The sequence below is a fragment of the Streptomyces sp. NPDC097129 genome (assembly GCF_055668065.1).
This window is the reverse complement of record NZ_JBVOQE010000001.1, coordinates 737434-751114: the sequence shown is the minus strand read 5'-3', so window position 1 is coordinate 751114 and position 13681 is coordinate 737434. Positions and strand designations below refer to the sequence as shown.

General features: G+C 73.3%; 10 protein-coding genes. 4 read left to right on the top strand and 6 right to left on the bottom strand.

Annotation, left to right across the window (positions count from 1 at the left end):
* The first annotated feature begins 61 nt into the window (after nucleotides 1–61).
* The gene (locus tag AC0B9F_RS03370) at nucleotides 62–1066 is read left to right on the top strand and encodes an aldo/keto reductase (protein WP_471998993.1); all 1005 of its coding nucleotides are present in this window, start codon (nucleotides 62–64) and stop codon (nucleotides 1064–1066) included.
* 25 nt (nucleotides 1067–1091) lie between these two features.
* On the top strand, nucleotides 1092–1685 hold the full coding sequence (locus tag AC0B9F_RS03365) for a TetR/AcrR family transcriptional regulator (protein ID WP_471998522.1): 594 nt from the start codon (nucleotides 1092–1094) through the stop codon (nucleotides 1683–1685).
* A 55-nt stretch (nucleotides 1686–1740) separates the two neighbouring features.
* Here the strand turns inward: AC0B9F_RS03365 and AC0B9F_RS03360 are convergent, their stop codons facing one another.
* Both AC0B9F_RS03360 and AC0B9F_RS03355 read right to left on the bottom strand, forming a co-directional pair.
* Entirely contained in the window at nucleotides 1741–2880 is a 1140-nt protein-coding gene (locus AC0B9F_RS03360; RefSeq protein ID WP_471998521.1) for a serine hydrolase domain-containing protein, read from the bottom strand.
* Between the two features lie 72 nt (nucleotides 2881–2952).
* Nucleotides 2953–4383 (bottom strand): MFS transporter, encoded by a 1431-nt coding sequence (locus tag AC0B9F_RS03355; RefSeq protein ID WP_471998520.1) that lies wholly within the window; start codon nucleotides 4381–4383, stop codon nucleotides 2953–2955.
* 101 nt (nucleotides 4384–4484) lie between these two features.
* Here AC0B9F_RS03355 and AC0B9F_RS03350 point away from each other — a divergent pair, with 101 nt between their 5' ends.
* Nucleotides 4485–5372 (top strand): helix-turn-helix transcriptional regulator, encoded by an 888-nt coding sequence (locus AC0B9F_RS03350; protein ID WP_471998519.1) that lies wholly within the window; start codon nucleotides 4485–4487, stop codon nucleotides 5370–5372.
* A 73-nt stretch (nucleotides 5373–5445) separates the two neighbouring features.
* Here AC0B9F_RS03350 and AC0B9F_RS03345 read toward each other — a convergent pair whose 3' ends face one another.
* Nucleotides 5446–6897, bottom strand: a complete 1452-nt coding sequence (locus tag AC0B9F_RS03345) for an MFS transporter (protein WP_471998518.1) — start codon at nucleotides 6895–6897, stop codon at nucleotides 5446–5448.
* Between the two features lie 81 nt (nucleotides 6898–6978).
* Between AC0B9F_RS03345 and dusB the strand changes: the two genes are divergently transcribed.
* The gene (dusB, locus tag AC0B9F_RS03340) at nucleotides 6979–8130 is read left to right on the top strand and encodes a tRNA dihydrouridine synthase DusB (RefSeq protein WP_471998517.1); all 1152 of its coding nucleotides are present in this window, start codon (nucleotides 6979–6981) and stop codon (nucleotides 8128–8130) included.
* Nucleotides 8131–8211: 81 nt separating this feature from the next.
* Here dusB and AC0B9F_RS03335 read toward each other — a convergent pair whose 3' ends face one another.
* From AC0B9F_RS03335 to AC0B9F_RS03325, 3 genes are all read right to left on the bottom strand, one after another.
* Nucleotides 8212–9966 carry an alkaline phosphatase family protein gene (locus tag AC0B9F_RS03335; protein ID WP_471998516.1) on the bottom strand — a complete coding sequence of 585 codons (1755 nt, stop codon included), beginning with the start codon at nucleotides 9964–9966 and terminating at the stop codon, nucleotides 8212–8214.
* Nucleotides 9967–10202: 236 nt separating this feature from the next.
* Nucleotides 10203–12140, bottom strand: coding sequence for an amylo-alpha-1,6-glucosidase (locus tag AC0B9F_RS03330; protein ID WP_471998515.1), 1938 nt, complete (start codon nucleotides 12138–12140; stop codon nucleotides 10203–10205).
* Nucleotides 12137–13591: an MGH1-like glycoside hydrolase domain-containing protein gene (locus AC0B9F_RS03325; RefSeq protein WP_471998514.1), complete on the bottom strand. Its 1455-nt coding sequence runs from the start codon at nucleotides 13589–13591 to the stop codon at nucleotides 12137–12139. The genes AC0B9F_RS03330 and AC0B9F_RS03325 overlap by 4 nt, the downstream gene beginning before the upstream one ends.
* Nucleotides 13592–13681: the final 90 nt, after the last annotated feature.

The window sequence follows — 13681 nt, the reverse complement described above, 5'->3', positions numbered from 1 at the left end:
GATTGGAGTGACAGATATTGAAATCTGTCACCTGTCATGCCACTCTGGACGCATGACGACGATGCGTACCCGAAACCTCGGCACCACCGGCCCCCAGGTCTCCGCCCTCGGCCTCGGCTGCATGGGCATGTCCGCCCTGTACGGCGACGCGGACCGCGCGGAGTCGATCGCCACCCTCCACGCCGCCCTCGAAGCGGGCGTCACCCTGCTCGACACCGGCGACTTCTACGGCATGGGCCACAACGAGATGCTCATCGGCGAGGCCCTGCGCACCGCGCCCCCCGCACGCCGCGAACAGGCCCTGGTCAGCGTGAAGTTCGGCGCCCTGCGCGACCCCGACGGCAGCTGGAGCGGCTACGACGGCCGGCCCGCCGCCGTGAAGAACTTCGCCGCCTACTCCCTGCAGCGCCTCGGCGTCGACCACATCGACGTCTACCGCATCGCCCGGATCGACCCGGACGTGCCGATCGAGGAGACCGTCGGCGCGATCGCCGACCTGGTCGACAAGGGGTACGTACGGCACATCGGCCTGAGCGAGGTCGGCGCCGACACCGTCCGCAAGGCCGCCGCCACCGCCCCGATCAGCGACCTCCAGATCGAGTACTCGCTCATCTCCCGCGGGATCGAGGAGGAGATCCTCCCCACCGTGCGCGAGCTGGGCATCGGCGTCACCGCGTACGGGGTGCTCTCCCGCGGACTGATCTCCGGCCACTTCTCCCGCGACCGGCAGCTCGCCGCCGGCGACTTCCGCGCCCACTCGCCCCGCTTCCAGGGCGCGAACCTCGAGCACAACCTGAACCTCGTCGACGCCCTGCGCGAGATCGCCGGGCAGAAGGGCGCCGGCGTCGCGCAGACCGCCATCGCCTGGGTGCTCTCGCGCGGGGAGGACATCGTCCCGCTCATCGGCGCCCGCACCCGCGAGCGGCTCACCGAGTCGCTCGGCGCGCTGGACCTGACGCTGGACGACGCCGACCTCGCGGCGATCGAGAAGGCCGTGCCGGCGGACGCGGCGGCCGGCGAGCGCTACCCGCAGGCGCAGATGGCACACCTCGACAGCGAGAAGTGATTCCGGCGCCGGGTACGGTCTAGGCATGGCACCGCCCACCGAGACCCTGACCGCCGAGCGCATCCTCGCAGCGACGGAGGAGGTGCTGCGCCGCCACGGACCGGCCAAGGCGACCGTGGTGGACGTGGCCCGCGCGCTCGGGGTCAGCCACGGCAGTGTCTACCGGCACTTCCGGACGAAGGCCGCGCTGCGGGAGGCGGTGACCAAGCGGTGGCTGGACCGCACCTCGGCGCGGCTCGCCGGCATCACGGAAGCGGACACGCCCCCCGGGGAACGGCTGCGGGAGTGGCTCGCCGCCCTGTTCGAGGCCAAGCGGCACAAGGCGGGCGACGACCCCGAGCTGTTCGCCACCTACACGGTGCTGACCGGGGAGAACGGCACAGCCGTCGGCGAGCACATCGCCGACCTCACCGCCCAGCTGACCCGGATCATCGAGGACGGCGTCAGCGCGGGTGACTTCACCGCCGCCGACCCCGCCGCCGCGGCCCGCGCCGTCTTCCACGCCACCGGCCGCTTCCACGACCCGTGCCACGCGGCCGAGTGGAAGGACCCGGCCATCGAGGCGGACTTCACGGCGGTCGTGGATCTGGTCCTGCGGGGACTGACGGCGGCCCGCTGACCCCCCGCCGTCCGAACCGTCCGAACCGTCCGAACCGTCCGAACGGGCCGGAGGCTCAGGCGCACGCCCGCCAGAACTCCCGCATCAGCGGGGTCGGGGCCGGGCCGGTCATGGCCGCCTGGGTCAGCAGGATCGTGACCGTGTCCGTCGCCGGGATCACGTGGGCCGTCGTGCCGGTGGCGCCGATCCAGCCGTAGCGGCCGGGCACGTTCCACGGGTCGAGCGGGGCCACGTCGACCGAGCCGCCGTAGCCCCAGCCCTGTCCCTCCAGGAAGAGCGTGGCGTTCTCGCGCTGCGCCGCGGTGAGGTGGTTGCCGGTCATCCGGCTCACCGAGGCGGGGGACAGCAGGTCACCGCCCCCGGACAGGAGCATGCGGGCGAAGGCCAGCCAGTCGTCGGCGGTCGAGACCAGCCCGCCGCCCCCCGAAGGGAAGCGCGGAACGCTGCTGAACTGGCCGTCGGGGGTGTCCGCGAGCTCCAGGCCGCCGTTCTCCGAAGGGCGGTAGGCCCAGGTGAACCGGTCCCGTTTCGCCGCCGGGACGTCGAACGCGGTGTCCTTCATCCCCAGCGGCTCGAAGATCCGCTCCGCCAGGAACTCCGGCAGCGCCATGCCGGTCACCCGGGAGGCCAGCAGCCCCTGCAGGGCGGACGCCGTGCCGTACAGCCAGGCCTCGCCCGGCTGGTGCAGCAGCGGCACCTCGGCGAGCCGGGCCAGCCAGACGTCCGGGCCGGGCCAGCTCTGCAGGGGCCGGCTGTGGTCCTGCACCGCGAACAGAGCCTGGGCAGCCGGCAGCGAGAAGTCCGAGGGCAGGCCCCAGCCGGGGCGGGAGGTCAGCAGGTCCTCCACGGTGATCGGGCGGCCCGCCGGCACCACGTCGTCGACAGGGCCCTCCGGCGTGCGGACCACGCACGGTTTCGCCAGCTCCGGCAGCCACTCGGCGATCGGGTCGCCCAGCGCGACGCGGCCCTCCTCGACCAGCGTCAGCACCGCCGCCGCCATGATGGGCTTGGTGACCGAGGCGATCCGGAAGATCGACTCCCGGCTCATCGGGACGGTGCCGCCGGCGTCCGCCGAGCCGACGGCGGCCACCTCGACGTCACCGCCCCGCGCGACGAGGGCGACCGCCCCGGGAACGGTCCCGTCGTCGACCCGTCGGCGCAGGGTGCCGTACAGCGTGCTGCTCGTGCTGGTCATCCTTCGGCCTTCCGCCGGTGCGGGCGCGTCGATACGGGGGATACGACCGGCGACGGCGCCCGGACTCATCGCTCAGCCCACCGTCCGCGGCAGCCGCAGGCTCAGCAGGCCCGTCAGCGCCACCCCGGCCAGCTGGACCAGCAGCACCGTGATCAGGGCGTCGCGCATGCCGGTCCCGGGGGTCAGCGACAGGAAGAGGGTGCCGAGCGTGGCCACACCCAGCGCCAGGGACGCCTGCTGCGTCGTCGACATCACGCCGCTGCCGACACCGGCCCGCGCGGGCGGCACCTCGGAGAGGACCACCCGGTAGATCACGGGCAGTTGCAGGGCCTGGCCGACACCGGCGACCGCCCCGCCCGGCAGGAGTTCCACGACGCCCAGGTGCGGCCAGGACCACCAGGCCGCCAGCGCGATCAGCGCCAGCCCGACGCCCTGGAGCGCCGCGCCCGCGGTGACGACCCGCGTGCCGTACCGGGCCACCAGGCGCGGACCGGCCAGGGAGGTGAAGAAGAACGTCACGGCCAGCGGCGCCAGCGCCAGTCCGGCCGGCACCGGGCCCAGCCCCGCGCCCTGCTGGAGGGCGACGGCGACGACGAACATGAAACCGCTGAAGCCGATCGAGAACGGCAGGATCAGCACCAGCCCCCGGCGCAGTGACGTCAGCGCGAACAGGCTGGGCGGCACCAGCGGCGTACGGCCGGCCCGGTCCGCCCGGCGTTCCACCACGAAGAAGGCGGCCGCCGCGAAGGGGAACGCGGCCAGCGACAGCCACGTCCACAGCGGCCAGCCCGCCGCCCGGCCCTCGGTGAGCGGAGCCAGCAGCGTCAGCAGCGCGACGGCCAGCAGCACCGTGCCGGGGCCGTCCACCGGCTCCGGACGCTGCGAACGGGTCTCCGGCACCGTCCGCGCGGCCAGCAGCAGACCCACCGCCACGACCGGCACGTTGACCAGGAACACCGAGCGCCAGCCGGTGCCCCACAGGTCGGCGGCGACCAGCAGACCGCCGAGGATCTGCCCCGCCACCATGGCCAGGCCGGCCGTCGCGCCGTACAGGCCCATCGCCCGGGCCCGGCGCGCGCCGGAGGTGGCCGACTGGATGGTGGCCAGCACCTGCGGCAGCATCGCCGCCGACGCGGCGCCCTGCGCCACGCGGGCGGCGACCAGGGTCCAGGCGTCCGGGGCGAGCCCGCACGCCAGCGAGGTCACGCCGAACGCGGCCATCCCGGCGAGGAAGAGCCGCCGCCGGCCGAACAGGTCGCCGAGCCGCCCGCCGAGGACGAGCAGCACCGCGTACGCGACGCCGTACCCGGCGACGACCAGCTCCAGCACGGACTCACCGGCCCGCAGATCCCGGCCGATGGTGGGCAGGGCGACGTTGACGATGAAGAAGTCGATCAGCGGCAGTGCCGCCGCGAGCAGCACCGCGAACAATCCGGGCCCGCTCAGCGCGGGCGGTGTGGCAGGGTCGGATCGGACAGGGCGTGAAGTGAGGGTCTCGGTCACGCCACCGAGCCTGCGCCCGGCCGGAGGCTGGTACCAGAGTGTCCTTATCCTGGTACCAGCACTACCTGGAAACAGGTCCCGTGAGGCGGCATGCTGGGACCATGACCATGCTGGCCCAGGAGACGCAGCCCGCCGCCGCCCCGCACGGCACCGATATCCGCCGCCACGAGCTGGCCGCCTTCCTGCGCAGCCGCCGTGAGCGCCTCACCCCCGAGCAGGTCGGCCTGCCCCGGGGCCGCCGGCGCCGCACCCCCGGGCTGCGCCGCGAGGAGGTCGCCCAGCTCTCCGCGGTCGGCGTCACCTGGTACACGTGGCTGGAGCAGGCCCGCGACATCCAGGTCTCCGTGCAGGTGCTGGACTCCCTCGCCCGGACCCTCCAGCTCGACGGCACCGAACGCGCCCACCTCTTCCAGCTGGCCGGCGCCGTCGACCCGAGCCCGGCACAGAGCTGCCCGTCGGTGACCCCCGCGGTGCGGGCCCTGCTGGAGCAGCTCGAACCGGTCCCGGCGGCCATCCAGAACGAGCGGTACGACATCGTCGGCTACAACCGCACCTACGGCCTGCTGATGTGCGACCTGGACGCGGTACCGCCCGAGGACCGCAACTGCCTGATCCTGTCGTACACCCACCCGGACTGGCAGTCCTCGATCGTGCACCTCCAGGAGGCCCAGCGGCTGATGGCGGCCCGCTTCCGCGCCGCGATGGCCGGCCACCTCGGCGAACCCGCCTGGAAGATGCTCCTCAAGCGGCTGCGCGACCAGTCCCCGGACTTCCGCGAGGCCTGGGACCGCCACGAGGTCGTCGCCCACCGCACCAAGCGCAAGGAGTTCCTCAACAAGTACGTGGGCCGCCTGGTCCTGGACCACACGGACCTGTGGCTCAACCCCGAGATAGGGGCGCGCATGGTCACGTACGTCCCGGCGGACGAAGAAACGCGGGCACGTCTCGAGCAACTGCACGAATACGCCGTGAAGGGGCGCGGGGCATGACCGTAAAGGGGCGCGGGGCCTGACATTGTGCGGCTCCGCCGCGTGGGCGCGACCAGCCACAGACCACCCGCAGTTAGGCGCGCTCAGAAGCCCCCACAACCTGCCGCACCTCGTCCGACTCAAGCCTCTCAGCCGTACGCGACGCAGTCCCACGCGCCCAACGCCCACTGCTCACAATCCCGAGCACCAGCACCGCCACTCCGCAAAAGACCAGCACCCACCAGCCCGGTTTCGCCGCGGAGACGAACGCCTCCCGGTACGACGACCCCGCCACGCCGGAGGCAAGGAGCGCACCGACCACCGCCACGCCGAGCGTCTGCCCCAGCTGCCGGCTCGTGGAGGCGACCGCGGCGGCCACTCCGGCCTGGGCGCGCGGCATGCCCGACACCGCGGTGTTGGTGATCGGCGCGTTCACGAAGCCGAAGCCGATGCCGAAGAGCACGTACCCGACGAACAGCGTCACATTGGACGTCTCCGCCTCGAACGCGGCGAACAGCACCGCGCTCGCGGTCATGGCCACGCCCGCGATCAGCAGGGGCAGCCGCGGGCCGCGGGAGCCGACCAGCCGCCCGGACAGCGGGGCGCACAGGAACGTCGGCACGGCCATCGGCAGCATCCACAGACCGGCGTGCAGGGCGCTCAGGCCGCGCACGTTCTGCAGGTACAGCGTGGACAGGAACAGGAAGCCGCCGAGCGCCGCGAACGCGCTGATCGCTATCACGGTGGCCCCGCTGAACGGCGCCGAGTGGAAGAAGCGCAGGTCGATGAGGGGTTCGTCGCGTCGCGGCTCGTACCAGAGCAGGCCGGTCAGGGCGGTGAGCGCGATCGCCGCGAAGGGCAGCACGGAGGCGGCGCCGGAGGTCGGGGCCTCGATGATCGCGTACGTCAGGGCGCCGAACAGGGCGATGATCAGCAGCTGGCCGACCGGGTCGGGGCGGCGCGCCTTGGGGGCGCGGGACTCGGGGACGTAGCGCAGGGTGAGCAGCAGGGCGGCGAGGCCGACCGGCAGGTTCAGCCAGAAGATCGACCGCCAGCCGACCGCCTCCACCAGCACTCCGGCGACCATCGGGCCGGCGGCCATGGAGATGCCGACGACCGCGCCCCACACGCCGATGGCGCGGGCCCGCTCGCGCGGGTCGGTGAAGGTGTTGGTGATGATCGACATCGCGACCGGGTTGAGCATCGACCCGCCGACCGCCTGCACCATGCGGAAGGCCACCAGGGCGTCGAGGTTCGGCGCGAGCGAGCACAGCGCGGATCCGGCCGTGAACACCACCAGGCCCGCCATGAAGACCCGCTTGCGGCCGACGCGGTCGGCGGTGGAGCCGGACAGCATCAGCAGGGAGGCCAGGACCAGCGTGTAGGCGTCGATCGTCCACTGCAGCCCCGATGTCGACGCGTGCAGATCACGCTGCATGGCGGGCAGGGCCACGTTCAGGGCCGTGACGTCGAGGCTCACGATCAGCAGGCTCATACAGCAGATCGCGAGCACGAGCAGTCTGCGGCGAGGGCTCAGCTCAGGCATGGGACCAGAATACCCCTCATCGCTAGTGTGCCTAACTAATTACTTTGGTCGGTGGTGGCGGGCGTACGCGACAATGGGGCCATGCGCACGCCCACGACTGCTGTGAACTCCACGCTGCGAATCGGTCCGCACCCCGTCGCGCCGCCGGTGGTGCTCGCTCCCATGGCGGGTATCACGAACGCGCCCTTCCGCACCCTGTGCAGGGAGTTCAGCGGCGGCAAGGGCCTGTTCGTCAGCGAGATGATCACCACGCGGGCGCTGGTCGAGCGCAACGACAAGACCATGCAGCTGATCCGCTTCGACGACAGCGAGCGCCCCCGCTCCATCCAGCTGTACGGCGTCGACCCGGCCACCGTCGGCAAGGCCGTCCGCATGATCGTCGAGGAGAACCTCGCCGACCACATCGACCTCAACTTCGGCTGCCCGGTCCCGAAGGTCACCCGCAAGGGCGGCGGCTCCGCGCTGCCGTACAAGCGCCACCTGCTGCGGGCCATCCTGCGCGAGGCCGTCAGCGGCGCCGGGGATCTGCCGGTGACGATGAAGATGCGCAAGGGCATCGACGACGACCACCTCACCTACCTCGACGCCGGCCGCATCGCCGTCGAGGAGGGCGTCACCGCCATCGCGCTGCACGGCCGCACCACCGCCCAGCACTACGGCGGCACCGCCGACTGGGACGCCATCGCCCGGCTCAAGGAGCACGTGCCGGAGATCCCCGTCCTCGGCAACGGCGACATCTGGTGCGCCGAGGACGCGCTGCGCATGGTCCGCGAGACCGGCTGTGACGGCGTCGTCGTCGGCCGCGGCTGCCTGGGCCGGCCGTGGCTGTTCGCCGACCTGGTCGCGGCCTTCGAGGGACGGGACGACTTCGTACGGCCGACCCTGCGCGAGGTCGCCGACGTCATGGTCCGGCACGCTACCCTGCTCGGCGAGTGGCTCGGCGACGAGTCGCGGGGCGTGATCGACTTCCGCAAGCACGTCGCCTGGTACCTCAAGGGCTTCGCCGTCGGCTCCGAGATGCGCAAGCGCCTCGCGATCACCTCCACCTTGGAGGACCTGCGCTCCGGGCTGGACGAGCTGGACCTCGGCCAGCCCTGGCCGGCCGGCGCCGACGGCCCGCGCGGCCGCACCTCCGGCAACAACCGCGTGGTGCTGCCCGACGGCTGGCTGAAGGACCCCTACGACTGCGCGGGCGTCACCGAGGACGCCGAGCTGGACACCTCCGGCGGCTGAACGCCGCCGGGCGGCGGCAGCCGGTCAGCCTCGGGAGGGGGAGGCCCGGTAGGGGTGAAGGGCGGTAGGGGTGAGGCCCGGTCAGCTCCCGGACGGGTGGGGGACGGACCCGTACGCCGTCAGGAAGCGGTCGCGGAAGGCGCTCATCTTCCACACCGGCGCGGTGTGCGCGGGCCGCAGCCCGTCCGTCCAGCCCCACCCGGCGATCTTCTGCAGCACCTTCGGGTCCTTGGCGACGATCGACACCGGGACGTCCCGGCTGGCGTGGTTGCCGCTGACCCGGGCGATCGGCTGGTGGTCGCCGAGGAACACCAGCACGGTGTCGTCGGTGCCGTAACGCTGAAGCCACTGGGTGAGCGCGGTCACCGAGTACTGGATCGACTTGCCGTACTCCTCGCGGGAGGCGGTGGAGTCGGCGATGACGTCCGCGGACTTCTTGCCCGCCTTCTCGATCGCGCCGTAGACCGTGCCGTCGCCGAGCCGGTCCCAGCCGACCATCTGCGGGAGCGGCGCCCAGGGCTGGTGACTGGAGGTCAGGATGATCTCCGACATCAGCGGCCTTTCCCGCTTGCGGCCGTGCTCGCGCTGCTGGAACTGCTGCAGCGCGAACTGGTCGGGCATCGTCGACCAGCTGAACTTCGGGCCGCGGTAGCCGAGCTGGAAGGCGTTGTACACCTTGTCCAGGCCGTAGTACCTCTGCTCCGGCCACGCCTTCTGCACACCCGGCATCACCCCGACGGTGTCCCAAGCGCCGGTCTTGGCGAACGCCTTGGTCAGACTCAGGTGGTCGCTGGCCATGACCGTGCGGTAGCGCTGCTGGTTGCTGATCCACAGGCCGGACATGAAGGTGGAGTGGCCGAGCCAGCTCCCGCCGCCGTACGTCGCCGACGTCAGCCAGCCGCTCTTCGCGTGGAAGCCCGCCTTCGCCAGCGCCGCGGTGCTCGCGGTGAGGGTGTGGTCCACGCCCGGCGCCATGACCGGGTCCTCCACGGCGCTGCGGCCGTAGCTCTCGATGAACGTGAAGATCACGTCCTTGCCCCGCAGATCCGGCACGAGCTGGGCCGGCGGGGTGTTCCCGAAGGCGTCGACCCGGGCCTCCTTGCCGAACGCGGCCTCGTCGCGCACCGTGTCCCGCACGGTGCGCGCCTGCGCCTCCGCGACGGTCGCCGCGTGCCGCGAGGCCAGCGGGCCGCCGGCGAACTGCACCCCGAACGCCGTGCAGGTGATCCACACCGTCCCGGCGATCAGCGCACCCCGGGCCGCGCGCGCCCGGTGCCGGGCGAGCACCGAGCCGAGGCGCACGGCGGCCAGCGCGACGAGGACGACCAGAGCCACGACGAGAGCGAGGGCGCCCACCGTGAGACCGAGCGCCGCCGTGGAGCCGAGCGAGTCCGCGACGTAGGAGCGGGCGTCGTCGAACAGCCCCCAGTCCAGGATCATGTTGAACGGCCGGCCCAGGTACTCCGTGAAGCCGATGTCCAGCATGTCCAGCACGGCCAGCCAGCCCACCAGCGCCCCGGCGAGCGCCGCCGCGACGATCCGCGGCCGCCGCGGCAGATACAGCAGCACGACCGCCCCGACGATCGCCTCGGCCGGCAGCCGCACGAACGCGGAGGGCCGCAGCCCGGCCTGCGTGTCCGGCATCTCCAGGGCGACCTGGACGAGGAGAGCGGCGAGCACGGTGACGGTGAGGGACACCCACCGGGCGGCGGACGGATGCCGGGCACGCCACCGGGCGAGCCGGGCGCGCGGACGCGGTGCGCGCAGCAAGCGGCGGGCGGCGGCTGGCGCCGCGCCGCTCTCTTCCCGCTCGCGAGTACTGGTGTCCTGAGACAACCCGGGATCCTTCCAACGGCAGGCCGACGACACCCTCCGATACGGCGGCCCGCGGACCCCTGTTCACGAGCGTGGGCAAACACCCGGCAAACGGTTCTGGGAAATGCCGGGCACGGCAATGCCGGTCAGGGGCGCGGGGCTGTGTTCGATATGCGGCTCCGCCGCGTGGGCGCGACCGGCCACGCACCACCCGCACCCCCGCAGAGAACAGACCCCCCCACGGCGCTTCCCGGCCCCTATACGCCGCCCACAGCTGTCAGAAGGGCGAGCGGTGCCGCCGCAGACCTGGATTCCCGCTCGCACGCATGGGGATACGGCACCGGCTCCGCATGAGCCCCCCGCCCGTACCCCGCCAGTACCTCCGGCAGCCGGTGCCCGCTCACCGCCGCCGCGTCGACCAGCCCGCGCGCGATCATCCGCGCCTCGTCGTGCAGCCCGTACCGCGCCAGCCCGAGCGCGATGACCGCGTTGTCGTGCGGCCACACCGAACCCCGGTGGTACGACAGCGGGTGGTACGCCGGCTGCCCGGCCGCCAGCGTGCGCACGCCCCAGCCCGAGAAGAAGTCCGGCTCCAGCAGGCGCCGGCCCACCTGCTCGCCGTACTCCTTGTCCAGCAGCCCCGACCACAGCAGATGCCCGGCGTCCGAGGCCAGCGCGTCGACCCGGCGGCCCGAGCCGTCCAGCGCCAGCGCCGGGAAGGAGTGCTCCGGCATCCAGAAGTCCCGCTGGAAACGGTCGCGCAGACCGGTGGCGGCCTGCTCCAGCAGCGCCGCGTACCCCTCGTCGCGCCACACGGTGCGCGCCAGCCACGCCGTGCGGCGCAGCGCGTCGTAGGCGTAGCCCTGGGCGCCCGCCGCCATCACCGGGCCGCCGGGACGGGTGCCGTCGGCGGAGCAGATCGCGCCGGGGGAGTCCTTCCAGTTCTGGTTGGCGAGGCCGCCGCGGTCGGCACGGTAGACGAGGTAGCCGCGCGAGGTGAGCCCGCCGTGGTCCAGCATCCAGCCGACGGCGGCGCGGGCGTGCGGCTGGAGCCGGCCGCCCAGTCCGGTGTCGCCGGTCTGCTCGACGTACGTCCCGAGCAGGACGAGGAAGAGCGGGGTGGCGTCGACCGAGCCGTAGTACCGCCCGTACGGCACCTGCCCGAAGTGCGCCAGCTCGCCGTGGCGCACCTCGTGCACGATCTTGCCGGGCTGGGCGACCGGGGCCGCCGCGTCCTCGCCGGCCTGGGTCGCGGCGAGCGCGAGGAGCGTGTCGGCGGCGGGCCGCGGCCGGTAGGGGAGCGTGAACAGCGAGGTGAGCAGGGCGTCCCGGCCGAGCAGCGTCAGGTACCAGGGCGCGCCCGCCGCGGGCACCCGCAGCTCCTCGCCGTCCGGTCCGCGCGCCGGCACCTGGAGCGCGGCGAGGTCGGCGAGGCCGCGCGCGCAGGCCGCGGCCAGCTCCGGCCAGCCCGTGGGGAAGGCCACCCCTTCGGCGAACCGGTCCTCCTCGGCCCGCAGCCGGTCGGCGACCGACCGCGGGGAGCGCGGCACCCGCAGCGCCCGCTTCTCGCCGTGCGGGCGGGCCATCACCCGCAGCGTCAGCTCGGCCGTGCCGTGCGCCGGCAGGTCCAGGGTCCACACCATCCGCCGCGCGCCCGTGCCGGTCTCCTCGACGGCGTCCGGGGCGGGGTCCGCGCTGACCGTGGTGCACGAGCGCCACTCGCTGCGCCGGTAGGTGAACTCCACCCCGTCGTCCAGGACCCGGCGGGAGCGTACGACGCCCAGCTTGGCGTAGGTGCGGTGGTCGGAGCGCAGCTCGAACTGGTCGGCGAAGTCGGCGTCGACGGTCAGCGCCAGCCGGACCGTGACCGGCGCCGGGCGGTTGCCGACGACCCGCAGCACCTCCACGAACGAACCGTCCCCGACGGCCTGCTCCCGGAACAGCGTGTACGCGGGCGGCTCGTCGCGGCCGCCGCGCGGCACCAGCACACACCGCGCGGTGTCCCCGCCCGCGACCGGCGTCAGCGTCTCGGGCACCGCGCCGTCGACGGTCAGCTGCCAGCGGCTCAGGTGCCGCCCGTCCCGGACGAAGAGCCCGTCGGGCACATGCCCGCCGCGCGCCCCGGTGATGTCGCCGCCGTCGCCCACGGCGGCGAACGTCCCCGCGTACACGAGCAGATGATGCCGGTCGGTCATCCCCGGTCCCCCTTCGAGTTCCCGCAGTTCCTGTCGCTGCTCTGTCCGAACGTCCCGCCGGCCCCCGGGGACACGCCCGCGTCCCGTCCGGCCGTGCCGTGCAACAGGTCGAGCGTCAGCGCCGCCGTCCAGCCGAAGTCCCGGGTGCCGCACGGCTCACCGGTGTACGGGTCGACGTACTCGGCGAAACCGGAGGTGTCCGCGCAGGTCAGCAGCGACCGCGCGAGCGCGTCGGCCCGCTTCCGCTCGCCGTGGGTCCGCAGCCCCCGCTCGATCAGCCAGCCGGTGTTGAACCAGGCAGGCCCGCGCCAGTAGCGGTGCGGGTCGAAGGAGTCGCCGAGCAGGTCGTAGCTGGGCACCAGACGGGTGGTGTCGCCCAGCCCGAAGTGCGGTCCGCCGAGCGTGCGGACCAGCGCGTCGGCCTGCTCGCCGGGCAGCTCCGGCAGCAGCAGCGGGATCAGCCCGGACACCCCGCGCTCGGCGATCAGCTCGCCGCCGACGACGTCCCGGCAGAAGAACATGGACCGCGCGGGGTCCCACAGCCGCTCCACGAGCGCCCCGGTGAGCCGCCCGGCGCGCGCGTGCCGGGCCGTGCCGGGCGCGCCCAGCTCGTGCGCGATCCGTGCGAGGGCGTGCTCGGAGGCGATGAGCAGGGCGTTGAAGGCGGGGTCCTCGACGGCGAAGTCGCTCGTGCCGTCGGCGTATCCGCGATCCCGGTAGTCGCCGGCCAGCCGCACGTACCGCCCGTAGTCCAGGTCGGTGGGCCGGTCCTCGGGGGCGCCGTGGTCGAGGTCGGCGCGGCGGAAGGAGCGGGCCGGGGCGGCGGGGACGCGGGCCAGCGGGGCGTCCCAGCAGGGGCTGTTGTCCATGCCCTGCTCCCAGGGGTGCACCACGGACACCAGGCCGCCGCCGCCCAGGTCGCGGCGGTGCAGCAGATACCGGTGCCAGGCGGCCAGCTTGGGATACAACCGGGCGAGGAAGCCGCGCGCCCGCGACAGCTCCGGGTCGGCCCGGTGCACCAGCCAGGCGGCCAGCGCGTGCACCGGCGGCTGCACGATGCCCGAGGTCTGTACGGTGCGGGGAGCGCCGGCGGCGCGGCCGGCGCCGGAGGAGCGCCAGAAGTCGGGGCTGGGGAAGTAGGCGTCGAGCGGGACGGCGGGGTTGAAGACGATGTGCGGCACGCGCCCGTCGCCCCACTGGGCGGCCAGCAGCGTCTCCAGCTCCGTCTGGGCCCGTAACGGCGCGAGGTGCCTCAGCCCGATCGCGATGAACGCCGAGTCCCACGACCACTGGTGCGGATACAGGGTGCGGGAGGGCACGGTGGAGGTGCCGGTCCAGTTGGCGTCCAGCACGGCTGCGGCTCTGCCGTGCAGCTCGGCGCGGGTGGAGGGCGGATCGTGGGCGGTGTCCCGCTCGGTGCGGTGGGCGGTGAGCTGAGCCGTGCGATCCACTCGGGACTCCCCGAAAGACATGCGGCCGAGCGGACCGGCCGGGACCACCATAGGGTTGCAACAGGTTACGTCTATTTAACACGCAAAACC